Raw genomic sequence first — 21,158 nt, 5'->3', positions numbered from 1 at the left:
GGGGGGCTAATGGCCACCGGCCGCCGCCGGGTCCGGGGCCTCATTTGGATGCGAAAGGGCACGGCCGGTGAGGGCCCGCTCGACCCCGTCGGCGACGGAAGTGAGACAGTAGCGGGTCAGGTCCTTGCGCGAGCCCGCGTCCTTGAGATCGACCGGCGGGTGGAACTCGACCACCACGGTCACCTTGCCGAGCCGGCTGAACTGCCAGAGATGCGGGCCGAGCGTCATGTCGCCGTACCAGGCGACCAGGGGCCGGAGCCCATGGCCCATCGGGATGCCGTTCAACGCCACATAGGCGACCGAGACCGGCTGGATCACCAGCGGTGCGTCGGGGCTCGAGGCCTCGGCGACCGAGAGCAAGGCACTGCGGAACGGCAGCACGCGGTTGCCGTCGTTCGAGGTGCCCTCGGGGAAGAGAACGAGATTGTCGCCGGCCGCCAGGCGCCGGCCGAGCTGGTCGCGCTGGAGATGCGAGGTGTTGCGTTTGCGATCGACGAAGACGGTGCGCTGCAGCTTGGCGAGCCAGCCGTAGAGCGGCCATTGCGCGACCTCGGATTTGGCTACGAAGGAACCGGGGATGAGCGCGCCGAGGACCGTGATGTCGATATAGGAGGTGTGGTTGCTGACGAAGAGCGTCGGCCGATGGCGCGACATCGTGCCCACGGTCGCGATGTCGATCCCCATCAGGCGGCAGCAGATCCGGTGATAGGCGACCGGAAACCGCTCCGCCATGCGCGAGCCCAGCGCCACGAACAGCGCCTGCACCGGCATCAGCACCACGGTGAGCAGCAGGTAGAGGGTGAGGCGCCGCGCGCCGAGCGTGTCCGAACCGAACGGCGCGATGCCCGGCTCGATCGGATCCTCGGCATAGCTGAGGTCGGCCGGCCTGGCAGGCGGCAGGCGCGGAACCGGGCCGGCCAGCATCGCGGCGTCAGCTTTCGGCGCGGGCATAGTGCTTGTAATACTTGTCGGTGACGAGATCGGTCACGACGATCACCGAGACGTCGATGGTGCCGAACTGGTGATCGATGACCGCGCCGTCGCCGACGAAGCCGCCCAGGCGGAGATAGCCCTTGATCAGCGGCGGCAGCGAAGCCAGGGCGCGGCGCTCGTCGATCTCTTCGATCGGCAGCAGGTTCATCGCGACATAGCGCGACGCCACGGCGCGCGGCCGGAATTGCGGCGGCGCCATGTGCCGGTGATAAAGATAGGAGAGTGTCACCGCATGCTCGGCCGGATCGGTGCCGGGGAAGCTGGCGCAGCCGAACATGATCTCGATCTTGAAGTGGAAGACGTATTCGCTGATGCCCTTCCACAAGAGCTGCATCACCGCCTTGGAGCGATAGGCGGAATCGACGCAGGAGCGCCCCAGCTCCAGGATCTCGCCCGGATGCGCGACGATCGCCGAGATGTCGTATTCGTCGATCGAGTAGAACTGGCCGCGCTTCGCCGCACCGGGACGACGCAGCAGGCGGTAGGTGGCGACGATGCCGGCCGCACCGCTGCCCTTGCGGGCATCGATCACGATCAGATGGTCGCAGAAGGGATCGAAGGAATCGAAGTCGCGCTTGGTCGCCGCCATCTCGGGCGTCGGCGAGGCGCTCATCTCCTCGTAGAAGACGCGGTAGCGCAACGCCTGGCAGGCGGCGATCTCCGCCTCGTTCTCCGCCAGCCGGATTTCCAGATCACCGATGGTGAAGTCGACGGGGCGCGCCTTGGTCTCGGCCAAAGTCATGACCGCGCGGTCACTGCTTCTTCGCTTCGCGCGACTTCGAGCCGATCGGCACGGCGTAGAGCTCGAGGCGATGGCCGACCAGCTTGTAGCCCAGTTCGTCGGCGACCCGCTTCTGCAGCTTCTCGATGTCCTCGTTGGAGAACTCGATCACCCGGCCGGACTGGATATCGATCAGGTGGTCGTGATGGCTCTCCGGCGCCTCCTCGTAGCGGGCGCGGCCGTCGCCGAAATCGTGGCGCTCGAGGATGCTGGCTTCCTCGAACAGCCGCACGGTGCGGTAGACGGTGGCGAGCGAGATGTTGGGATCGATCTTGGTGGCGCGCTTGTGCACCTGCTCGACATCGGGATGATCGGCCGCGTCCGAGAGCACGCGCGCGATGACGCGCCGCTGCTCCGTCATCTTCAGTCCCTTATCGACGCAGAGCTTTTCCAACCGTGAAGTCACGAGACCAGCCCACTCCTGATGTTAACGGTTCGATTCACGCCCGTTGCGGCATTCTGCCCGTCAGCCGTCGGATGGCCAAGGAAAAACGCCACCGCGAGTGATTCGCAACTGGATCAGCGGCGCTTGCCGCCGGTGCCGAGTCCGATCTGCCGCGCGAGCGCGCTGCGCTTCTTCGCGTAATTCGCCGAGACCATCGGGTATTCGGCCGGCAGGTCCCATTTCTCGCGATACTGCTCCGGCGTGAGGCCATAGGCGGTGCGGATGTGACGCTTCAGCATCTTCTGCTTCTTGCCGCATTCCAGGCAGATGATGAAGTCGGGTGTGACCGATTTCTTGACCGGCACCGCCGGGTCGTGATTGGCCGGCGCGGCGGTGAGCTTGCCGCCGGCCAGACCGCTCAATGCCTGATAGACGTCGCTCAAGAGGCGCGGGATTTCCGCAGCCGGGACGCTGCTCTTGGAGACATGGGCGGCGACGATCGTCGTCGCCATCTGCAGCAGGCTGCCGGGCTTCAGCTCTTCGGACATTCCAATATTTCCCCGAGTATTCGAGGGGCAACACTACTGTCTCGGCCAGTATAGCGCAATGCCGCTATTTTGAAGCTTAAGCAATAACCGCCGGCAATGCTTTCATCAGGACCAGCGCGTCTTGGCCTGCATAATAGTTGGCGCGGCGCCCGACCGGCTCGAAGCCGGCGGCGCGGTAGAAGGCGGTCGCCGCCTCATTGCCCGCCGCGACCTCAAGGAAGAGACGCGCCGCGCCCGCGGCACGCAAGGCTTCGACCAGATGGCCGAGCAGCACGCGGCCATGGCCGGCGCGGCGGTGCCCGGGATGAACGCCGATCAGCAGCAGCTCCGCTTCATCCGCCGCCACCCGCGCGACGGCAAAGCCGACCGGCTCGCTCCCCAGCGCCGCAATGCGCGCACCGGCGCCCGGCATCTGCAGCACGTCGGCGAAGGAGCGCTCGCTCCAGGGCTGGTCCCAGGGCGCGGAGAAACAGGCGGCATGCAGCGCCGCCAGCACCGGCAGGTCGAAGCCCTCGACCGGGCGGATCTTGAGCGCGCCCGGATTCATTTCGGCTTCGGCATGGTCACATCCGGCGGCCGCACATAGACCGGCTTCGGCGGCAGGTCGTAGCGGCGCGCGGGATCGGCGGCGAGCGCGGCCACCGAGAGCGCATCCGGCGCGGTCTGCATCAGGCGGATGCCGCCTTGCGTTGCATAGCGTCCCATGAGCGGCGCATCGCCGGCGAGAATGAGTGGTCGGGCCGGGGCGAGGACTTCATCCAGCGCTTCAGCGGTGATGACGGCCGGCGGCTGAGCGAAGTTGAACTCGGCGTCGAGTTCCACCAGGAACGGCTCTTCCCGGCGGCTGTCGAGCAGCGCGAACAGGCGACGGTCCTGTCGCTCGCGCGCCGCACTATGGGCGACGGCCAGGAAGCTCGATATGCCAATTGCCGGTACGCCCGAGGCCAGCGACAGACCCAGCGCCGCCGCGAGGCCAACGCGAATCCCGGTGAAGCTGCCCGGCCCCACGGCAACCGCGATCCGATCGAGGTCGGCATAGCCGCAGCCAGCCTTTGCCATGGCTTGCTCGATCATTGGCATCAGCATCGTGGCGTGGCCGTGATCGGTATGCTGGTGTAGGAAGACCGGAAGATCTTTCAGGCTGGAGAAGATCGCCACCGAACAGGCACGGCCGCCGGTTTCGATGGCCAGGATCGGGCGCGACTTGCCTTCGGCGAATCCCTGGGCGGTGCCGGGCCGGGCTTTGCCGGCGGGGTCGGTTCTGTTAGTCATGGCGGCGAATTTGGAACGAGTCGGATTGCATCATGTCGATGGTAGAGATCACGGCGCAGGATTTCGATGTCGAAATCGCCCTCGCCTATGCGACGGCGGACAACATCACCGGCAAGCCGATCTACGCCCGGGCCGGCTGCTATCTCCACGCCCATGCCGCGGAGAAGATGCGGGCCGCGGTCGCCCTGGCGGCGCCGCTCGGCCTGCGGTTCAAGATCTTCGATGCCTACCGCCCGTCGGAAGCGCAATGGAAGCTCTGGGAAGCCTTCCCCAGCGAGGAATTCGTCGCCAACCCGCGCAAGGGCTCGCCGCACAGCCGCGGCGTCGCCGTCGATCTCACCCTGATCGACAAGTCGGGGAAGGAACTCGACATGGGGACCGGCTTCGACGAGATGCGGCCGATCTCGCACCATGCGCGGACCGACGTCTCGGTTGCGGCCCAGCAGAACCGCTTCACGCTGATGGGGATCATGTCGGCGGCCGGCTGGGACTTCTACAAGAACGAGTGGTGGCATTATCAGCTGTTCCAGGCGCGCGACTATCCGCTGGTCGACCAGGCGACCCTGCCCCAGCCGTTGATGTAGACCTCAGAGGATCCGGCAGGCTTCGTCGAAGCTGAAGCGCGGGTCGCGCGGGCGGGTGCCGCCTTCGCCGGGATAGCCGAGATTGCAGAGGAAACGCGAGCGCCAGGTCTTGCCCCAATCGCTCGCCTCGAAAAAGGCCTGGTCGGTCTTGGCACGGTCGAAGCCGCCCATCGGGCCGCAGGCGAGGCCCAGGCTGCGCGCAGCGAGGATGAAATAGCCGGCCTGCAGGTCGCCGTTCAGCTCGCCGTTATACTTGATCGCCTCGGGCTTGCCGGCCCACCAGGAACGCGCATCCTCGCGCGGGTAGAGTCGCGGCATATGTTCGATGAAGTCGGTATCCCAGGCGATGATCGCGGTCGCGGGCGCCGCCATGGTCTGCTCGACATTGCCGCGGGAGAGGCAGGGCTTCAGCTTCTCCTTGGCCTCGGGCGAGCGCACGAAGGCGATGCGGAGCGGCTGGCAGTTGCCGCTGGTCGGGCCCATCTTCGCCAGGTCATAGGCCCGGCGCAGCAGCGCTTCCGGCACCGGCCGGTCGGACCAGCGCCGGGTGGTATGCGCCGCGTCGAAGAGCTGCGCCAGGGCGCGCGCGTCGAGCGGCTCCTGGAAACCCAGCGGGCTGGTGGTGTCGGGCATGGTGCGACCGGGTCAGACCGGCCGCACCTCGACCACTTCCGGCACGTAGTGGCGGAGCATGTTCTCGATGCCCATCTTCAGGGTCGCGGTCGAGCTCGGGCAGCCGGAGCAGGAACCTTGCATATGCAGATAGACGACGCCGTCCTTGAAGGAGTCGAAAATGATGTCGCCGCCATCCTGTGCGACTGCGGGCCGCACCCGGGTCTCGAGCAGGTCCTTGATCTGCGCGACGATCTCGTCGTCTTCCTCGTCGCCGCCCGCGGCGGCAGCGCCGTCATCCAGCAGCACCGGCTGGCCGGAGACGAAATGCTCCATGATGACGCCGAGCAGGGCCGGCTTCAGCACCGCCCAGTCCTTGCGGTCGGACTTGGTGATGGTGACGAAGTCCTGGCCGAAGAAGACGCGCTCGACGCCTTCGATCTTGAACAGCCGGTCGGCCAGCGGCGAGCGCGCTGCATACTCCGCCGAGGCGAAGTCCACGCTGCCCGTTTCCGCCACAGCCCGGCCCGGCAGGAATTTCAGGGTTGCCGGATTGGGGGTCTCTTCAGTCTGGATGAACATGGATTGCTCCACTAAGCTCTTGGCCGCCATATATGTCATCGAAGATGGGCGATGCCGGATAGCGCTTCAACCCCAATCTAATTAAGGTTATGGCCGCTCAACCAAGCGATTCCACGCGCGACAACACCACCGAACCGCTGGTCGATTCCGATCCGAATCGCCGGTCGGCGGCGGAGCCGTGGCGGCCGCGCAGCTACCGGCGCTCGACCACGGCCGACTCCGCCCTCGCCGGCATCGGCCAGGGCGAGATAGCGCAGCTGTTCGCCGGCGGCGAGGCCGGGGGCCGGGCGTTTCGCTGGCTGCTCAACGACGGGCGCCGCCTCAACGACCTGGCCGAGATCGTGGCCGGGCTCGGCCGCCAGCTGACCGAAGGCGGCCTGCCGCTGCAGCGCCTCTATCTCGGCCAGCGCACGATTCATCCGCAGATGGGTGCGATCGGCTATCTCTGGAACAAGGGCGACCCGGCCGCGCAGGTGATCGAGCGCGAGCATTCGGTGGTCAGCGGCCAGACCTATCTCTCCAGCCCGATGCGCCGGCTCTACGAGGACGGCGAGAAACTTATTCGCCGCAAGCTGACCGGGCCGGACGCAGTTCTCGATTTTCCGGTGCTGCACGAGCTCAAGGAAACCGGCGCCACCGATTACGCGATCTACCTGCTGGAGATCGACGACGAGGCCCGCGCCTCGATCTCGATCACCACCAATGCGCCGGAGGGATTCAGCGACGCCGAGATCGCCAGCGTCGGCGCGGTGATGCCGCTGCTCGCCATGATCGTCGATAGCCATGAATGGCACCGGCTGGCCAAGTCGCTGCTGGAGATCTATCTCGGCGAGGATGCCGGGCGGCAGGTGCTGGGCGGCTCGGTGCGGCGCGGCCAATCCACCACCATCGCCGCCGCGATCTGGTTCTGCGACCTGCGCGACTTCACCGCGATATCGAACCAGCTGCCGCGCGACGAGGTGATCGCGCTCTTGAACGATTACTTCGACGCCATGGCGCGGCCGGTCCATGCCCATGGCGGCGAGATCCTGAAGTTCATCGGCGATGCGATGCTGGCGATCTTCCCGATGCAGGACGATCTCGACCGCGACCACAAATGCCATATCGCCTTGCGGGCCGCGCAGGAGGCCTTCGATGCGCTGGACGCCTTGAACGAGATTCGCGCCAGCGCCGGCAAGCCGCCGCTCCGGGTCGGCATCGGGCTGCATGCCGGCTCGGTCTCCTACGGCAATATCGGCGCCGTGATCGGCAACTCGGCGCGGTTGGACTTCACCGCGATCGGCCCGGCGGTCAACCTCGCGTCGCGGATTGAAGGGCTGTGCAAGGGATTGAACCGGCCGCTGCTGGCCTCGAAGGCCTTCGCCTCGCCCTGCGGCTCGATGCTGGTGCCGCTCGGCAAGTTCGACCTGGCCGGCTTCCCGGAGCCGCAGGACATCTACGGATTGCCGGATTAGGAGCGCGCCATGGCCTGCTACATCATCGTCCAGGAGAATCTGCACGGCGACCAGGCGCCGTTCGAGGAATATCGCAAGCAGGTGATCGCGACCTTCACGCCTTATGGCGGCAAGTTCCTGGCCCGCGGCGGCAAGGTCAGCGTGCTCGAAGGCGAATGGCCCTATGACCGCAGCGTGATCCTGGAATTCCCGTCGCGCGAACAGGCCGAGGCCTGGTACCACTCGCCCGAATACCAGAAGATCCTGCCGCTCCGCATGAAATGCATGAGCAGCAACTTCGTGATCCTGGATGGGGTGTAGGACTCGCCACCGCTCGGTCGTCATCCCGTGACTTGGTCACGGGATCCACGCCTTTCTTTCTTTAAGCCCCAAGGCGTGGATCCCGGCACCTAGTGCCGGGATGACGGCGGAGAAGCGGACGCACTGTAGGTCAGGCGATGTGGTCGATGTCCTCGTTGGTGAGCTGGCCGGGGACGATGGTCATGGGGACGCGCAGCTTGCCGACATACTTGCTGGTCAGCGCCTGCACCAGCGGGCCGGGGCCCTTCGGCCCGGTCGACGCGCCCAGCACCAGGATCGAGATCGAGGGCTCCTCGTCGATCAGCTTCATCACCTCGTCGCGGCGGTCGCCTTCGCGGAAATAGAGCACCGGCATGGCGCCCGAGAGCTTCTGCACCTCGGCCGCCATCTTCTGCATCAGCGCCTCGGCTTGCTGGCGCGACTCCTCCTTGATCAGGCGCGAGACGCCGATCCATTCCTGCATGTCCTCCTGCGCGGTCACGTGCAGCATGGCGACGCGGCCGCCGGTCTTCTTGGCGCGCAGGCAGGCATAGCGGATCGCGATCTTCAGCTCCGGCGTGTCGTCGACCACGACCAGGAAGACGCGCGCCGCGGCCGGCGTTTCCACCGGCTTGCCTTCTGTGGGTTCCGTCTCGGCCATTCTCTGTTATCTCCTGCGGAAGGCGAGATGGGCGATCCATCCGAAGAGGAGCGCTGTCAGCACGGCGATCACGCCGTAGGCAAGCCCATTGCGATGCGCGAAGTTGTAGATATCGGCGCTGAACCCCGCGCGGTTGACCAGCAGCGGGAAGCTCTGCGCATCGACGATCTTGCCGTCGCGCACCAGGTAGACATCGACGTTATAGATACCGGTCGGCACCGTCGAGGGGAAGGCGAAGCTGGTGCGGAACAGCCGGTCGCCGATGAAGCTGATATGCCCGACCTTGTCGGCATAGAGTCCCAGGCGCTGGCGAATCCGGATCAGCGCGCTGGTGTAGTCGGAGATGTTGGGCGCGGTCGCGGCACTTGCGGGCAGCTTCAGCTCGTTGACCCCGAGCTGGTAGCGATCGAGCATGTCGAAGGTCAGGATCTCTTCCAGCGGTCGCGAGGCGGCGATCGCGTAGAAGCCCGGCACATTGTCGAAGCGCACATGCGAGCCGGTCATCCAGATGCCGAGGGTGCGGGTCTTCTGCCGCACTTCGACCGAGCCGCCGACCAGGCCGCCGCCCGGCGCAGTCGGCCCGCGCACCACGGCGACCGCATCGCCCTTCTCGTTGACCGCACCGAACAGGGTGAGCTCGGCGCCGGAGAAGCCCGAGGTGATCTCGATCCGGTGCACCACCAGATCGGCGACGATGTCCTTGGCCGAGGCGGCGCCGGCACCCGCGCAAACCAACGCCAGCAGCAGCAGGGCGAGACGCTTCACAGCGGCCCTCCCAGCGTGATGACGGCATAGAGCTCGCGCGGCATCGCGACCAGCTCATAGAGCAGCCCGCCGGCGACGATCAAGACGACCAGCGCCATCAGCAGCCGTAATTGCTCGGCGGGCAGCCGGGCGCCCCAGCGCCCGCCATACTGCGCCCCGACCACGCCGCCCAAGGTGAGGATCAGCGCCAGCAGCAGGTCGACGGTCTGGTTCTGCGCCGATTGCAGGATGGTGACATAGGCCTGCACGAAGATGATCTGAAACAGCGAGGTGCCGATCACGATCGAGGTCGGCATGCCGAGCAGATAGATCATCGCCGGCACCATCAGGAAGGCACCGCCGACGCCCATGATCGCCGACATGATGCCGACCACGAAGCCGATCGCGATCGGCACGATGGCGCTGATGTAGAGCCGCGACTTGCGGAACCGCATCTTGAAGGGCAGGCCCTGCGCCCAGTTGTGCTGGTGGAGCTTGGTGGGCGCGCCCTGGCGGCGGCGCACCTTCCGGAGCGCGTTGATCGATTCGATCGCCATGATCGTGCCGATCGAACCCAGGGTCACCACATAGGCGATGGCGATGACGAGGTCGATCTGGCCGAAGCGCTTCAGCAGGCTGAAGACCAGGACGCCGACGCTGGAGCCGAGGATGCCGCCGCCCAGGAGCACCCCGCCCATCTTGAAATCGACGTTGTCGCGGGACCAATGGGCCAGCACCCCGGAGACCGAGGCCGCGACCACCTGGTTGGATTGCGTCGCCACCGCGACGGCCGGGGGAACGCCGATGAAGATGAGCAGCGGCGTCATCAGGAACCCGCCGCCGACGCCGAACAGGCCTGAGAGCAGCCCGACGCCGCCGCCGATCGCCAGCAGCACCACGATGTTCAGCGAGACTTCCGCGATCGGCAGGTAGATCTGCAGGCCGAAGAACCAGTCCGAGATCGCCTGCAAGCCGTTCAAGACGCCGGTCCCCCAATGAGCCAGGCCGCATTTCCAGCCATACGACGGGAATCGGAACCGGAAACCGGAATCGGGACGGCCGCGGAGCGCCCAGAAAGGCGTCCGACTCGGCACCGATGGACCTATCGTGCCCCAATCTACGCCTCTGATTCGCCGGAAGAAAGTGAGCGTCCGGCTTGGCCCGCGCTTTTTCGGTGGAGAGGGCCAGTATACCCCGACCCTCCCCCACTCTCGATCGTCATGGTCGGCGTAGGCCGACCATCCGCGAATTTGGTGCTGCTGGAGAGAAACTCGTGGGTGGTCCGCCTTCGCGGACCACTGCGTGACGATCCGCTCCGCGGATCGTCACTTGATCAGCACGTCGTTCAGCTCTTCGAGCTGGGCGCGGGCGCGGATCAGGAAGAAGCCCTGAGCGGCCAGGTGATTGGGCTGCATCATCGCATCGGGGCGGCCGTTGATCACGATCCAGGGGTTGAGTTCCGCGCCTTCGATCATGCTGGTGACCATGCGATCCCAGATCTGCCGGGCGCCCTTCTCGTCCAGGATCTTGGAGAAGTCCTTGCCGAGGTCGCGCAGGATCAGGGCATTGCCGTAGAGCAGGCCCTTGTTCAGGTAGAAGACGTCGTCGGCATGGAAGTCGATCCAGGAGCCGGACTCCTGGTCGATCTGGCGCTGGGTGCGATCCGAGGCAGCGCCCAGGTCCTTGCCGATCCGGTCCAGAGTCGAGAGCAGGTTGTCGGCCCGGCGGTCGAAGGTCGCCTTCCCCTGCGCGAGGCGGCTGTTGTAGTTCTGCAGCGCCTTCACGCCCTGGCGATACTGTTCCTCGGTGGTCGAGGTCGGCAGCAGCGCGTTGCTGGGATTCCAGATCCAGACATCCGGGCGATAGTTGAAGTAGCTCGCCGCGCCCTGGAGGTCGCTGTCGGCGCCGCTGGTGCCGCGGTTGCGGCCGATCTCGTCCTGCAGTTCCAGGGCGAAGCGCTTCACCGCGTCGCGGACGCCGACCTGGAAGTTTGGCATGTTGTCCAGCGCCCAGCCCGGCATGAAGAAGGGATCGTTGGCCGTCCAGGCGGTCTGACTGACCTCGCGGTCCATGATGGCCGCGGCCGTCGCCACGGCCTGGCTGGGTCCGCTGTCCAGATTGTCGGTCTGCTCGACCTGCGGCGCGGAGAAGCTGGGATCGTCGTTGATCTGATGGGTAAGCATCATCCCGACCGGGTAATAGAGCAGGATGATGGCCAGCAGCACGATGCCGAGCCATTTCATCAGCCGCCAAAGCCAATGCCGGTCGCGCCCGGGGCCGAGCGCGCCGCCGAAGCGGGAAAAGAAGCGGCGGCGGGCCGGCGGCTCGTCGATCAGGAGATCATCGGACATCGGGGAAGGCTCTCTGCGGTCGGGCCGGGGCGGGTCACCGGGATTAAATGGCAATTCCCGGCTTTGGCTGCAAGCCGCGGCATGGTCGCAGCGGATTTAGCGGCTCGGGTAGCAGTTTACCGGCCCCGATCCGCTCTCTATGGTCGGCGGCCGGAACGGCTTTATCTCGGGGAAACATGACCACCGCATTGGATGAACTCTTCGGCCTCAAGGGCAAGGTCGCGGTCGTGACCGGCGGCGCCAGCGGCATCGGCCTCGCCAGCGCCGAACTCTTCGCCGCGGCGGGCGCCACGGTGGTGGTGGTCGATCGCGATGCCGCGGCGGCCGAGCAGGCCCTGGCCAAGATCGGCGGAAGATTTGGACCGGGGGGCCTCGCCTTCGGCACCGACGTCGCGAAGGAGAGCGAGATCGAGGCGACCACGGCCGCGGTCGAGAAGAGCCTCGGGCGCATCGACATCCTGGTCAACTCGGCGGGCACGGCGATCCGCCGCCCGGCCACCGAAGTCTCGGTCGAGGACTGGGACAAGGTGATGAACGTCAACACCACCGGCACCTTCCTGTTCTCCCGTGCGGTCGCGCGCGGGATGATCGCGCGCGGCGAGGGCGGATCGATCGTGCAGATCTCGTCGATCATGGGTTTTTCCGGCGGTGGGCTTTATCCCAACATCTCCTACCAGACCTCGAAGGGCGCGGTGGTGAACATGACGCGTGCATTGGCCGTGGAATGGGCGCCGCATCGGATCCGCGTCAACGCGGTCGGGCCGACCTATGTGAAGACGCCGTTCATCGCCGGCCTGGTGGCGCAGCCGGAACTGGTGCAGCGGATCGAGGCGATGACGCCGCTGCGGCGCATCGCCGAGCCGGTGGAGATCGCCTCCGCCGTGCTCTATCTCGCCAGCCCCGCGGCCTCGATGGTGACCGGCCATACCTTGATGGTGGATGGCGGATTCATGGCGCAATAGCGCCGCCCAGAGCCGGCTCAGCACGCGGAACAAAGCGGGACCCCCGCAGCGGAACCCGCCCTGGGCCCAGGGGTTTCTTCCTCAGTTTCGCGGGTGAATCACGCGAATCGGATCGAGGAGGACAGCATGAAAGCTCACGCGATTTACACCGGGATCGCCGGCGCGCTGCTGCTGACCGCCATTGCCGGCAGCGCCCAGGCCCAGATGCGGATCTATCCCGACGGCAGCGCGTGCAATGCACTGACGGGTGGCGCCTTGGTGTCCTGCCAGAACCAAGTCTACGCCCAGCAGCTGGAATCCGGCATCAGCCAGATGGCGGCGGATCCGGCCGAGGTGCAGAGCAGCCATATCGAGGGTAATGAAGCCGCGCAGGCCGACTTCGTCCCAGGCGCCGAAGGCACCGAGCTCCCGGGGATGCCGACCGTCGCGCCGACCTTGCTCTACAGCCTGCCGGGGCCGGAAGGCGTGCAGGTCTACGGGCCGACGGAGTAGTTCGGCGGAATAACCCGGCTCTCAAATCGTTCGAGAGAAAGCGCCGGCCCCTTTCTGCGATTGGGGGGCCGGCGTTTTTTTTGACTCGCTACTTCGCGTGCAGGAAGCCGACCGTGTCCTCGACCTCGCGCAGGATCGGCGCGGCGATCGCCTCGGCCCGCTCGGCGCCCCGGCGCAGCACGCCGTCGACCTCGCCGGTGTCTTTCAGCAGGCGCTGCATCTCGCTGCCGATCGGCCCCAGCACCGAGACCGCGAGATCGGTCAGCTCCTTCTTGAAGGCGGAGAACTCCTTGCCTTCGAAAGCCGTCACCACGTCGGGAAGGTTGCGATCGGACAGGGCCGCGTAGATCGACAGCAGGTTGAAGGCTTCCGGACGCGCGTCGTCGGCTTCCTTCTTGATGAAGCCCTTCTCGTCCAGGGATTCCGGGCCGGGCAGCGGATTGGGATCGGTCTTGGCCTTGCGAAGCTTCAAGGCGATCGCCTCGGCATCGTCGGTCATGTTGATGCGGCTGTAATCCGAGGGGTCGGATTTCGACATCTTCTTGGTGCCGTCGCGCAAGGACATGACGCGCGTCGCCGGCCCGCCGATCACCGGATTGGGCAGCGGGAAGAGCTCGGTGCCGTAATCCGTGTTGAACTTCTGCGCGATGTCGCGGGCGAGCTCGAGATGCTGCTTCTGGTCCTCGCCCACCGGCACATGCGTCGCCTTGTAGGCGAGGATGTCGGCCGCCATCAGCACCGGATAGGTGTAGAGCCCGACCGAGGCGTTCTCGCGGTCCTTGCCGGCCTTCTCCTTGAACTGGGTCATGCGGTTCAGCCAGCCCACGCGGGCGACGCAGTTCAGGATCCAGGCGAGCTGGGCATGGGCCCGGACCTGGCTCTGGGCGAAGATGATGCCGTGCTCGACGTCGATGCCCGAAGCCATGAAAGCCGCGGTCACTTCGCGGATGTTGTGGCTGAGCTCCTTCGGGTCCTGCCAGAGCGTGATGGCGTGGAGATCGACCACGCAGAAGATGCACTCGTATTCCTTCTGCATGCGGACCCAGTTCCGGACCGCACCCAGGTAATTGCCGAGATGGAGGGTGTGGGTCGGCTGGACGCCGGAGAAGATGCGGCCTTTCATGGCGGGATTCCGGATTGGGTCAGGGTGCAGTGGGGCGCCCTTATCGCCGGGGAGCGCTGATTTCGCAAGATATTTGCCGATTTTCCGCGCCAGGAGTCAGGTGTCAGGTTTCTGATATTTTCCTGTTGAGGGATTGATTTAAAAGGCGAAACCCCTAAATATCGATCCGACAACTTCGACAAGACCGGCCTTAAGCCGGGTGACCCAAAGGGAGCGACAAGGACATGGCTATCGGACCGGAAAATCGGACGGTTTACCGGACCTCAGGCGCGACGCAGGCCCTCGACATCGACCAGGGCCTCCGGTCGTACATGCTGAAGGTCTACAACTACATGGGCCTCGGGCTCGGTCTTTCCGGCCTGACGGCGTATGTGGTGGCGCAGGGCGTCTATGCCGAAGCGGGCTGGGCGATGTCCCTGGTGAAGGCCCACTGGGTCTTCGCGCTGCTCGGCATCGGCGCGGTGTTCTTCCTGAGCTTCGGCATCAACCGGATGAAGGCCTCGACCGCCTTCGCCGCCTTCATGGCCTATGCGGTCATCAACGGCATCTGGCTGACGCCGGTGCTGCTGATCTACACCAGCACCTCGGTGGCCACGACCTTCTTCGTCTGCGCCTCGATGTTCCTGGCGATGAGCCTCTACGGCTACACCACCAAGCGCGACCTGACCGGCATGGGCAGCTTCCTGATCATGGGCGTGTTCGGCCTGATCGTGGCGATGCTGGTCAACATCTTCCTGCAGTCGGCGGCGATGGCCTTCGCGATCTCGGCGATCGGCGTCCTGCTGTTCACCGGCCTCACCGCCTATGACACGCAGAAGATCAAGGAGATGTATTGGGAAGGCGACGGGCATGAGATCGCCCGCAAGAAGTCGATCATGGGCGCGCTGACGCTCTACCTCGACTTCATCAACCTGTTCATCTTCCTGCTGCAGTTCCTCGGCAACCGCCGCTAACCGCAGCGGACCAGATCGAGATTGGGACCGGGGCCGAAAGGCCCCGGTTTCTTTTTGCCCGACGCGCTGCCTTGACGCTTCGAGGGCCGATCGCGAAGCTAGAAGCCTCAAGCAGGGGGTCGGAATGCGAAACGCTATCGCCGCACTTCTACTAGCCGGCGCGGTTGTAATGGGTTGCGACTCCTCGCAGTACCGGTCAGATCAGTGGCTCCTGATCATGCACAACGACGACATGAAGGATTACGTCCTGTACCTGACCGATGACCTTTCGAAGTGCCAAGCCTACGCCGAGGAGCACTTAGGGGATCGGACCAAACCTGGCTTCGCCACTTTCGCCTGTGGGACCGGTTGCGTTAAGCGTTCTGAGAACTATGTCGTCTGCGAGACGGAAGTAGCCGTCTAAGTCCCGGTGAAATCCAGGTAAGGATTTTCACACATCCCGATTGACATCCCGGTGCCACGCCAGCGTAATTGCCGCCAAAGCCCGCACCGGTAAACGAGAAAGCGGGACTGACTGACAGGGCAGGCGTACCCATAATGGCCGAAGACGGCATCGACGTTCGATTCCAGGAAGTCAGCAAGCATTTCGGCGACGTCGCCGCGGTCGATGGCGTCTCCTTCGCGCTGAAGCGCGGCTCCTTTCATTCCTTCCTGGGCCCGTCGGGCTGCGGCAAGACCACCAGCCTGCGCCTGATCGCCGGCTTCGAGCAGCCGACCGCCGGATCGGTCGAGATCGCCGGCGCGAACATGGTCGGGATTCCGGCCTACCGCCGCCCGGTCAACATGGTGTTCCAGCATTATGCGCTGTTCCCGCATATGGACGTCGCGGCCAACGTCGGTTACGGCCTCCGGCAGCGGAAGCCGCGGCCCGATGCCGGCGAGATCGACCGCCGGGTCGCCGAGGCGCTGGAGCTGGTGCGCCTGCCGCAGCTCGCCAAGCGCCGGATCTGGGAGCTGTCCGGCGGGCAGCAGCAGCGCGTCGCCTTGGCGCGCGCGCTGATCAACCGCCCGACCGTGCTGCTGCTCGACGAGCCCCTGGCGGCGCTCGACCGCAAGCTGCGGCGCGAGATGCAGATCGAGCTGCAGAACCTGCAGCGCGAGGTCGGCATCACCTTCATCCTGGTGACCCATGACCAGGAAGAGGCGCTCTCGATGTCCGACACGATCGGCATCATGAAGGACGGTAAGATCGTGCAGATGGGGACGCCGGAAGAGCTCTACGACGCGCCGGTCAACCGCTATGTCGCGGACTTCGTCGGCGAATCCAATTTCTGGCCCGGCCAGGTGGCGGTGAGCGATGCCGGCGGCGCCGCTATCAAGATCGGCAGCGGCATGACCCTGCGCGCGGTGCACAGCCGGCTCGGCGGCCCGTTGAAGGTCGGCGATAGCGGCGTCATCGCCGTCCGACCCGAAGTGATCGGCCTCTACCGCCCGGGCACAGCGCCCCAGGATCTCGATTGCAGCGCCCCGGCGCAGATCCTGAACCGCATCTATCTCGGCGATCACAGCGAGTTCTCGGTGCGCGCCGAAGGCCTCGGCGAGCTGCTGGTGCGGCTGCCGAAAGCGGTCGAGACTTCCGGCCTGGAGCCCGGCGCCGCCGCGGTGGTCGGCTGGCGCGGCAGCCAGGCGCTCGCGCTCAGTGAAACCTAGTTCGATTCGCGCCGCAGCGACGGCCGACGCGCTCGTTTGACCCGCCGTCACAAGAAAACCATCTCAAGGAGGCTTTCATGGATCCGCGTAAAGAGTTCATCAAGCAGCTGCGTCGCTACCAGAAGGGCTCGATCTCGCGCCGGCACTTCCTCGGCGTCACCGGTCTCGGCATGGCGACGGCCGTGATGGCACAGGCGGTCCCGGGCCTGCGGCCGCGCAAGGCCTATGCGGCGGGCGAGCTCGGCGACAAGGTCTCGCTGACCTCCTGGCCGAACTATCACGACCAGAAGGATCTCGACGCCTTCACCGCCAAGACCGGCTGCAAGGTCGAGCTGACCGTGTTCGGCTCGAACGAGGAGATGTATGCCAAGCTGAAGGCCGGCGGCACCGGCTGGGACGCTTTCGTGCCGACGAACTACACGATCGAGAATTACGTGAAGGACGGCATCATCGAGCCGCTCGATCTGGCGCAGATTCCGAACTACGACCCCTCGACCTACACCGACAAGCGCTTCACCGAGCCCGGCACGATCGACGGCAAGGTCTATGCGGTGCACAAGGACTGGGGCACCACCGGTTTCGTCCAGAACACCAAGGACGTCACCGAGAAGATGACCAGCTGGAAGGACTTCTTCGATCTCACCCGCTCGAAGTATAGCGGCCGGACCACGGTGCATGACTACCAGCTCACCACCATCGGCAATGCGCTGAAGTATCATGGCTATTCCTTCAACTCGAACGACGAGAAGGAGCTGGCCGAGGCCGAGAAGCTGTTGCTCGATACCAAGCCGCATCTCTTCGCCATCACCAGCGACTATCAGCCGGCGATGCGCAACGGCGACGCGGTGCTGGCGGTGGCCTGGACCGGCGACGGCAAGCAGCTGCACAAGGACATCCCGGAGATCATCTACGTGCTCGGCAAGGAAGGCGGCGAGATCTGGGCCGACTTCTACGCCGTGCCGAAGGAAGCGCCGAACGCCAAGGCCGGCCATGCGCTGATCAACTTCCTGCTGGAGCCGGACGTCAACAAGACTGAGGTGCTGTTCCACGGCTATCCGGTCGCGGACAAGCGCGTCCTCGACCTGCTGCCGCCCGACATGCTGAAGGACGACATCATGTTCCCGGCCGCGGAGGCCCTGGCCCCGCTGGAGTTCGGTGCAGCGGCCACGCTCACCAACCCGGCCCGTGCCGAGATCATGGCGAAGTTCAAGTCGGCGTAACGATCGCGGCGATCGTGATCCTTACCCCCACCCCTACCCTCTCCCTGAAGGGGGAGGGGGATTGTCTTGTTCCCTCCCCCTTCAGGGGGAGGGCCAGGGTGGGGGTACGACTCGCTTGACCATCGAAGCCGCCAACAAGAAAGCGGCCAGCACCAAACGCTGGCTGACCGCCTTCCTGCTCGCGCCCTCGGCGCTCTGGTTCCTGTTCCTCCTGGTGCTGCCGCTCTGTGTGGTGGTGGTCTATTCCTTCGGCGAGCGGGCGCCGACCGGGGGCTATCAGGCGGCCTTCACCTTCGCCAACTATTGGAACATTCCGGCGCGGCTCACCGCCTTCAAGAACACGCTGATCCTGGCGCCGGTCGGCACGCTGATCTGCCTCCTCGCCGGCTATCCGCTTGCCTATTACCTCGCGGTCAAGGTGCGGCAGAAGAACCGGCTGCTGCTGCTGATCCTGGTGATCGTGCCGTTCTGGACCAGTTTCCTCATTCGCACCTATGCCTGGATGTTCATCCTGGGGCGCCGCGGCCTGCCGTCGATCCTCGAATGGCTCGGCCTGCCCTATCTGCAGATGATCAACACCCCGGCCGCGGTGCTGACCGGCATCGTCTACGGTTATCTGCCGTTGATGGTGTTTCCGATCTATGTGAGCCTCGAGAAGCTCGACAAGCGTCTGCTCGAAGCCTCCGACGATCTCGGCGCCAATGCTTTGGGCACCTTCCGGCAGGTGACCTTGCCCTTATCGGCACCCGGCGTCATCACCGGCTGCATGCTGGTCTTCATCCTGCTGATGGGCGAGTACCTCATTCCGCAGATGCTGGGCGGCGGCAAGGTCTTCTTCATCGGCAATGCGCTGGTCGACCTCTTCCTGCAATCGCTGAACTGGCCCTACGGCTCGGCTTGCGCAATGGGCCTGGTCATCATCATGGTGGTGACGGTCAGCGCCTATCTCAAGGCCACGCGCGCCACCGGCGGGCGCGACGTGTCGCTGATGTAGGCATCCCATGCTCCGATCCTATTCCACCTTCGTCTATCTCTTCCTCTACGCGCCGATCGCGCTGATCGTGCTGTTCAGCTTCAACAGTGGCAACAACGCCTCGAGCTTCCAGGGCTTCTCAGTGATGTGGTACGGCCGCGCCGCATCGAACAGCCTGATGACCGATGCACTGCAGACCAGCTTCATCGTCGCTTTCACCTCCGCCGCGATCGCCAGCGTGATCGGCACCATGGCGGCACTCGCCATGCAACGGGTGAAGGGACCATTTCGCGTCGCCTTCGATGGCCTCACCTACATTGCCATCATGGTGCCTGGGATTGTCATCGGCATAGCCACGCTGATTGCGATCCAAAGCGCTAACGACGCCATAGCGTTGTTGGCCGGATGGCTGGATTTCGGCGGCACTGCCATTCCGAAGGGCTACGGCTCGCTGATCGCCGCCCACACCTTGTTCTCGATGGCGCTGGTGATCGTGATTGTCCGGGCGCGGATCGCCGGCATGGACCGCAGTCTCATCGAAGCTTCGATGGATCTCTATGCCGATCCCTGGGGCACCTTCCGGCAGGTGACCTTGCCACAGCTGGCACCGGCCATCGTCGCCGGATTCCTGCTGGGATTCACCTTCAGCTTCGACGATTACGTGGTGGCGTCCTTCGTCAACGGCTCGAAGAACACCCTGCCGATCTACATCTTCTCGTCGATCCGCCGCGGCGTGACACCGGAGATCAACGCCATCGGCACCGCGGTCATGCTGTTCTCGCTGGCTGTGCTGATCATCGCCCAGATCCTGCTGCGGCGGCAGGCCCGCACCAAGGCCAAGCCCGCCGCCGCTTGAGGCCGGCTATTCGAATAATTGCATCGCGTTCAAGAGCGTCTTCCACACGCCCCAGAGCAGCGGGATCCCGACCAGGAGCCAGGCCAGCACGACCTGGACGGTGTAATCCTTCTTCGCTTCCATGCTCCCCTCCCTCACTGCGCCGGCTGATTCTGGACGCGAAGATGGTGGCGGTCAGCCACCGCCCGCATCGCAAGATTGCACAGGAAGCCGACGAACAGCAGTCCGGCCATGATGTACATGGTGACAGTGTAGGCGTCGGCTTTCGCCACGCCGTGGTCGAGCTGGTACTGTCGGATGTAGTTGACCAGGACGGGGCCGAACACGCCGGCCGCGGACCAGGCGGTGAGCAGCCGGCCGTGGATGGCGCCCACATACTGCACGCCGAAGATGTCGCGCAGGTACGCCGGGATGGTCGCGAAGCCGCCGCCATACATGCTCAGGATGATGCCGTAGCACAGCACGAAGAGCACGACGCTGCCCATCTGCGCGGTTGAGGGCACGACCGCATAGAGCACAATGCCCAGCAGGAAGAAACAGTAGTAAGTGTTCTTCCGGCCGATATAGTCCGAGGTGGAGGCCCAGAAGAACCGGCCAGCCATGTTGAAGAGGCTCAGCAGTCCGACGAAGCCGGCGGCCGCGACCGGCGTGATCCGGCCCTGGAACATCTCCTGGCTCATTGCCGAAGCCTGGCCCAGCACGCCGATGCCCGCGGTGACGTTGAGGCAAAGCGCCCACCAAAGCAGGTAGAATTGCGGCGTCTTTAGAGCCTGGTCGACATGCACCGTCTCGTTGGTCACCAGGCGCTTGGGCTGTGCCGGGGCGACGTAGCCCTCCGGTTTCCAGTTCGGCGCCGGCACGCGCACGATGATCGCGCCGATCGACATGAAGACGAAATAGACGATGCCGAGCGTCACGAAGGTCGCGGTGACGCCCATGTCGGTGTCGGTCTTGAAGTGGTTCATCAGCCAGACCGAGAGCGGTGAGGCGATGAAGGCGCCGCCGCCGAAGCCCATGATCGCCATGCCGGTCGCCATGCCCGGGCGGTCCGGGAACCAGGTGATCAGGGTCTTCACCGGCGAGATATAGCCGATGCCGAGCCCGCAACCGCCGAGCACGCCGTAGCCGAGATAGATGATCCAGAGCTGATGCGTCGCGACGCCGATCGCGGAGACCAGGAACCCGCCGCCGAAGCAGCAGGCCGCCGTGAACATCGCCTTCCTGGGGCCGACCCGGTCCAGCCAGGTGCCGGTCACCGCGGCGGCGACGCCGAGGAAGACGATGGCGATCGAGAAGATCCAGCCGAGCTCGGTAAGCTTCCAGTCATCGGGCGCCGAATCGGTGATGCCGATCAGCTTGGTCATCGGCAGGTTGAACACCGAGAAGGCATAGGCCTGGCCGATGCAGAGATGGACGCAGAGCGCCGCCGGCGGCACCAGCCAGCGGTTATAGCTGTGGGGCGCGACGATGTGCTCGCGATCAAGCACGGAGAGCAAGGCCATGACGATCCTCCCGATAATCCCGCGATTCGTTTTGCCGGCCGGTAAGTGGCGAACCGGACAGGCTTCCAGGCTGAATCAGGGCGCGCGACGGGACAACAGCAAATATATCGTTCTGCGATATAATTCCTATTTCGCGACTTAGACTTTGGTCGAAGGGCGATGGAATTCGGATCGGCAACGA

The 21,158-nt window shown here is 65.1% G+C and carries 24 protein-coding genes; 10 read left to right on the top strand and 14 right to left on the bottom strand.

The window, feature by feature from the left end; genetic code table 11:
- Positions 1 to 6: 6 nt before the first annotated feature.
- From ACH2CY_RS12930 to tsaB, 6 genes are all read right to left on the bottom strand, one after another.
- Positions 7 to 951 (bottom strand): lysophospholipid acyltransferase family protein, encoded by a 945-nt coding sequence (locus ACH2CY_RS12930; RefSeq protein WP_395019618.1) that lies wholly within the window; start codon positions 949 to 951, stop codon positions 7 to 9.
- On the bottom strand, positions 932 to 1,735 hold the full coding sequence (locus tag ACH2CY_RS12925; protein WP_395019617.1) for a GNAT family N-acetyltransferase: 804 nt from the start codon (positions 1,733 to 1,735) through the stop codon (positions 932 to 934). Before ACH2CY_RS12925 ends, ACH2CY_RS12930 begins: the two co-directional genes overlap by 20 nt.
- A 10-nt stretch (positions 1,736 to 1,745) precedes the next feature.
- The gene (locus tag ACH2CY_RS12920) at positions 1,746 to 2,180 is read right to left on the bottom strand and encodes a Fur family transcriptional regulator (protein WP_395019614.1); all 435 of its coding nucleotides are present in this window, start codon (positions 2,178 to 2,180) and stop codon (positions 1,746 to 1,748) included.
- A gap of 113 nt (positions 2,181 to 2,293) precedes the next feature.
- Positions 2,294 to 2,707, bottom strand: coding sequence for a MucR family transcriptional regulator (locus tag ACH2CY_RS12915; RefSeq protein WP_395019612.1), 414 nt, complete (start codon positions 2,705 to 2,707; stop codon positions 2,294 to 2,296).
- Between the two features lie 76 nt (positions 2,708 to 2,783).
- Positions 2,784 to 3,254 (bottom strand): GNAT family N-acetyltransferase, encoded by a 471-nt coding sequence (locus tag ACH2CY_RS12910; protein WP_395019610.1) that lies wholly within the window; start codon positions 3,252 to 3,254, stop codon positions 2,784 to 2,786.
- Positions 3,251 to 3,979: a tRNA (adenosine(37)-N6)-threonylcarbamoyltransferase complex dimerization subunit type 1 TsaB gene (tsaB, locus tag ACH2CY_RS12905; protein WP_395019608.1), complete on the bottom strand. Its 729-nt coding sequence runs from the start codon at positions 3,977 to 3,979 to the stop codon at positions 3,251 to 3,253. Before tsaB ends, ACH2CY_RS12910 begins: the two co-directional genes overlap by 4 nt.
- Before the next feature lie 32 nt (positions 3,980 to 4,011).
- Here tsaB and ddpX point away from each other — a divergent pair, with 32 nt between their 5' ends.
- Positions 4,012 to 4,563, top strand: coding sequence for a D-alanyl-D-alanine dipeptidase (gene ddpX / locus ACH2CY_RS12900; RefSeq protein WP_395019606.1), 552 nt, complete (start codon positions 4,012 to 4,014; stop codon positions 4,561 to 4,563).
- A gap of 3 nt (positions 4,564 to 4,566) precedes the next feature.
- Here the strand turns inward: ddpX and ACH2CY_RS12895 are convergent, their stop codons facing one another.
- Positions 4,567 to 5,196: a malonic semialdehyde reductase gene (locus tag ACH2CY_RS12895; RefSeq protein WP_395019605.1), complete on the bottom strand. Its 630-nt coding sequence runs from the start codon at positions 5,194 to 5,196 to the stop codon at positions 4,567 to 4,569.
- Positions 5,197 to 5,208: 12 nt separating this feature from the next.
- Positions 5,209 to 5,757, bottom strand: coding sequence for a NifU family protein (locus ACH2CY_RS12890; RefSeq protein ID WP_395019603.1), 549 nt, complete (start codon positions 5,755 to 5,757; stop codon positions 5,209 to 5,211).
- Between the two features lie 89 nt (positions 5,758 to 5,846).
- Between ACH2CY_RS12890 and ACH2CY_RS12885 the strand changes: the two genes are divergently transcribed.
- Together ACH2CY_RS12885 and ACH2CY_RS12880 are read left to right on the top strand one after the other, a co-directional pair.
- A complete protein-coding gene (locus ACH2CY_RS12885; protein WP_395019601.1) occupies positions 5,847 to 7,211 on the top strand; it encodes an adenylate/guanylate cyclase domain-containing protein in 1,365 nt (454 codons plus the stop codon).
- A gap of 9 nt (positions 7,212 to 7,220) precedes the next feature.
- On the top strand, positions 7,221 to 7,511 hold the full coding sequence (locus ACH2CY_RS12880; protein ID WP_395019599.1) for a DUF1330 domain-containing protein: 291 nt from the start codon (positions 7,221 to 7,223) through the stop codon (positions 7,509 to 7,511).
- Positions 7,512 to 7,641: 130 nt separating this feature from the next.
- Here ACH2CY_RS12880 and ACH2CY_RS12875 read toward each other — a convergent pair whose 3' ends face one another.
- The 4 genes from ACH2CY_RS12875 to ACH2CY_RS12860 all read right to left on the bottom strand — a co-directional run bounded on the left by ACH2CY_RS12875 (position 7,642) and on the right by ACH2CY_RS12860 (position 11,246).
- Entirely contained in the window at positions 7,642 to 8,151 is a 510-nt protein-coding gene (locus tag ACH2CY_RS12875) for a universal stress protein (protein ID WP_395019597.1), read from the bottom strand.
- A gap of 6 nt (positions 8,152 to 8,157) precedes the next feature.
- On the bottom strand, positions 8,158 to 8,916 hold the full coding sequence (locus ACH2CY_RS12870) for a TIGR02186 family protein (RefSeq protein ID WP_395019596.1): 759 nt from the start codon (positions 8,914 to 8,916) through the stop codon (positions 8,158 to 8,160).
- Complete coding sequence (locus ACH2CY_RS12865) at positions 8,913 to 9,836, bottom strand: sulfite exporter TauE/SafE family protein (RefSeq protein ID WP_395019636.1); 924 nt, start codon at positions 9,834 to 9,836, stop codon at positions 8,913 to 8,915. Before ACH2CY_RS12865 ends, ACH2CY_RS12870 begins: the two co-directional genes overlap by 4 nt.
- 384 nt (positions 9,837 to 10,220) lie before the next feature.
- Positions 10,221 to 11,246, bottom strand: coding sequence for a DUF2333 family protein (locus tag ACH2CY_RS12860; protein ID WP_395019594.1), 1,026 nt, complete (start codon positions 11,244 to 11,246; stop codon positions 10,221 to 10,223).
- A gap of 176 nt (positions 11,247 to 11,422) precedes the next feature.
- Between ACH2CY_RS12860 and ACH2CY_RS12855 the strand changes: the two genes are divergently transcribed.
- Positions 11,423 to 12,208 carry an SDR family NAD(P)-dependent oxidoreductase gene (locus ACH2CY_RS12855; protein WP_395019593.1) on the top strand — a complete coding sequence of 262 codons (786 nt, stop codon included), beginning with the start codon at positions 11,423 to 11,425 and terminating at the stop codon, positions 12,206 to 12,208.
- A 126-nt stretch (positions 12,209 to 12,334) separates the two neighbouring features.
- Positions 12,335 to 12,700 carry a hypothetical protein gene (locus ACH2CY_RS12850; RefSeq protein ID WP_395019591.1) on the top strand — a complete coding sequence of 122 codons (366 nt, stop codon included), beginning with the start codon at positions 12,335 to 12,337 and terminating at the stop codon, positions 12,698 to 12,700.
- An 88-nt stretch (positions 12,701 to 12,788) separates the two neighbouring features.
- Here ACH2CY_RS12850 and trpS read toward each other — a convergent pair whose 3' ends face one another.
- Positions 12,789 to 13,823 (bottom strand): tryptophan--tRNA ligase, encoded by a 1,035-nt coding sequence (trpS, locus tag ACH2CY_RS12845; RefSeq protein WP_395019590.1) that lies wholly within the window; start codon positions 13,821 to 13,823, stop codon positions 12,789 to 12,791.
- A 224-nt stretch (positions 13,824 to 14,047) separates the two neighbouring features.
- Between trpS and ACH2CY_RS12840 the strand changes: the two genes are divergently transcribed.
- The 5 genes from ACH2CY_RS12840 to ACH2CY_RS12820 all read left to right on the top strand — a co-directional run bounded on the left by ACH2CY_RS12840 (position 14,048) and on the right by ACH2CY_RS12820 (position 19,475).
- Positions 14,048 to 14,776 (top strand): Bax inhibitor-1/YccA family protein, encoded by a 729-nt coding sequence (locus tag ACH2CY_RS12840; protein ID WP_395019588.1) that lies wholly within the window; start codon positions 14,048 to 14,050, stop codon positions 14,774 to 14,776.
- A gap of 537 nt (positions 14,777 to 15,313) precedes the next feature.
- On the top strand, positions 15,314 to 16,426 hold the full coding sequence (locus tag ACH2CY_RS12835; protein WP_395019586.1) for an ABC transporter ATP-binding protein: 1,113 nt from the start codon (positions 15,314 to 15,316) through the stop codon (positions 16,424 to 16,426).
- A 77-nt stretch (positions 16,427 to 16,503) separates the two neighbouring features.
- Positions 16,504 to 17,646, top strand: coding sequence for a PotD/PotF family extracellular solute-binding protein (locus tag ACH2CY_RS12830; protein WP_395019584.1), 1,143 nt, complete (start codon positions 16,504 to 16,506; stop codon positions 17,644 to 17,646).
- 115 nt (positions 17,647 to 17,761) lie between these two features.
- On the top strand, positions 17,762 to 18,640 hold the full coding sequence (locus ACH2CY_RS12825; protein WP_395019583.1) for an ABC transporter permease: 879 nt from the start codon (positions 17,762 to 17,764) through the stop codon (positions 18,638 to 18,640).
- 7 nt (positions 18,641 to 18,647) lie between these two features.
- Positions 18,648 to 19,475 carry an ABC transporter permease gene (locus ACH2CY_RS12820; protein ID WP_395019582.1) on the top strand — a complete coding sequence of 276 codons (828 nt, stop codon included), beginning with the start codon at positions 18,648 to 18,650 and terminating at the stop codon, positions 19,473 to 19,475.
- A gap of 134 nt (positions 19,476 to 19,609) precedes the next feature.
- Here ACH2CY_RS12820 and ACH2CY_RS12815 read toward each other — a convergent pair whose 3' ends face one another.
- Entirely contained in the window at positions 19,610 to 20,977 is a 1,368-nt protein-coding gene (locus ACH2CY_RS12815; RefSeq protein ID WP_395019581.1) for an OFA family MFS transporter, read from the bottom strand.
- Positions 20,978 to 21,158: the final 181 nt, after the last annotated feature.

Origin of the sequence: Dongia sp., from assembly GCF_041905885.1 — a bacterium.
GTDB lineage: Bacteria > Pseudomonadota > Alphaproteobacteria > Dongiales > Dongiaceae > Dongia.
This window is presented reverse-complemented; position numbering and strand designations above follow the sequence as displayed.

What these genes read in the sequence shown, in the direction of transcription:
- trpS (WP_395019590.1), bottom strand. Translation starts at nt 13,823, where the DNA reads ATGAAAGGCCGCATCTTCTCCGGCGTCCAGCCGACCCACACCCTCCAT.
- ACH2CY_RS12930 (WP_395019618.1), bottom strand. Translation starts at nt 951, where the DNA reads ATGCCCGCGCCGAAAGCTGACGCCGCGATGCTGGCCGGCCCGGTTCCG.
- ACH2CY_RS12850 (WP_395019591.1), top strand. Translation starts at nt 12,335, where the DNA reads ATGAAAGCTCACGCGATTTACACCGGGATCGCCGGCGCGCTGCTGCTG.
- ACH2CY_RS12815 (WP_395019581.1), bottom strand. Translation starts at nt 20,977, where the DNA reads ATGGCCTTGCTCTCCGTGCTTGATCGCGAGCACATCGTCGCGCCCCAC.
- ACH2CY_RS12830 (WP_395019584.1), top strand. Translation starts at nt 16,504, where the DNA reads ATGGATCCGCGTAAAGAGTTCATCAAGCAGCTGCGTCGCTACCAGAAG.
- ACH2CY_RS12885 (WP_395019601.1), top strand. Translation starts at nt 5,847, where the DNA reads ATGGCCGCTCAACCAAGCGATTCCACGCGCGACAACACCACCGAACCG.
- ACH2CY_RS12910 (WP_395019610.1), bottom strand. Translation starts at nt 3,254, where the DNA reads ATGAATCCGGGCGCGCTCAAGATCCGCCCGGTCGAGGGCTTCGACCTG.
- ACH2CY_RS12895 (WP_395019605.1), bottom strand. Translation starts at nt 5,196, where the DNA reads ATGCCCGACACCACCAGCCCGCTGGGTTTCCAGGAGCCGCTCGACGCG.
- ACH2CY_RS12890 (WP_395019603.1), bottom strand. Translation starts at nt 5,757, where the DNA reads ATGTTCATCCAGACTGAAGAGACCCCCAATCCGGCAACCCTGAAATTC.
- ACH2CY_RS12915 (WP_395019612.1), bottom strand. Translation starts at nt 2,707, where the DNA reads ATGTCCGAAGAGCTGAAGCCCGGCAGCCTGCTGCAGATGGCGACGACG.
- ACH2CY_RS12925 (WP_395019617.1), bottom strand. Translation starts at nt 1,735, where the DNA reads ATGACTTTGGCCGAGACCAAGGCGCGCCCCGTCGACTTCACCATCGGT.
- ACH2CY_RS12835 (WP_395019586.1), top strand. Translation starts at nt 15,314, where the DNA reads ATGGCCGAAGACGGCATCGACGTTCGATTCCAGGAAGTCAGCAAGCAT.
- ACH2CY_RS12855 (WP_395019593.1), top strand. Translation starts at nt 11,423, where the DNA reads ATGACCACCGCATTGGATGAACTCTTCGGCCTCAAGGGCAAGGTCGCG.
- ACH2CY_RS12880 (WP_395019599.1), top strand. Translation starts at nt 7,221, where the DNA reads ATGGCCTGCTACATCATCGTCCAGGAGAATCTGCACGGCGACCAGGCG.
- tsaB (WP_395019608.1), bottom strand. Translation starts at nt 3,979, where the DNA reads ATGACTAACAGAACCGACCCCGCCGGCAAAGCCCGGCCCGGCACCGCC.
- ddpX (WP_395019606.1), top strand. Translation starts at nt 4,012, where the DNA reads ATGTCGATGGTAGAGATCACGGCGCAGGATTTCGATGTCGAAATCGCC.
- ACH2CY_RS12875 (WP_395019597.1), bottom strand. Translation starts at nt 8,151, where the DNA reads ATGGCCGAGACGGAACCCACAGAAGGCAAGCCGGTGGAAACGCCGGCC.
- ACH2CY_RS12820 (WP_395019582.1), top strand. Translation starts at nt 18,648, where the DNA reads ATGCTCCGATCCTATTCCACCTTCGTCTATCTCTTCCTCTACGCGCCG.
- ACH2CY_RS12860 (WP_395019594.1), bottom strand. Translation starts at nt 11,246, where the DNA reads ATGTCCGATGATCTCCTGATCGACGAGCCGCCGGCCCGCCGCCGCTTC.
- ACH2CY_RS12840 (WP_395019588.1), top strand. Translation starts at nt 14,048, where the DNA reads ATGGCTATCGGACCGGAAAATCGGACGGTTTACCGGACCTCAGGCGCG.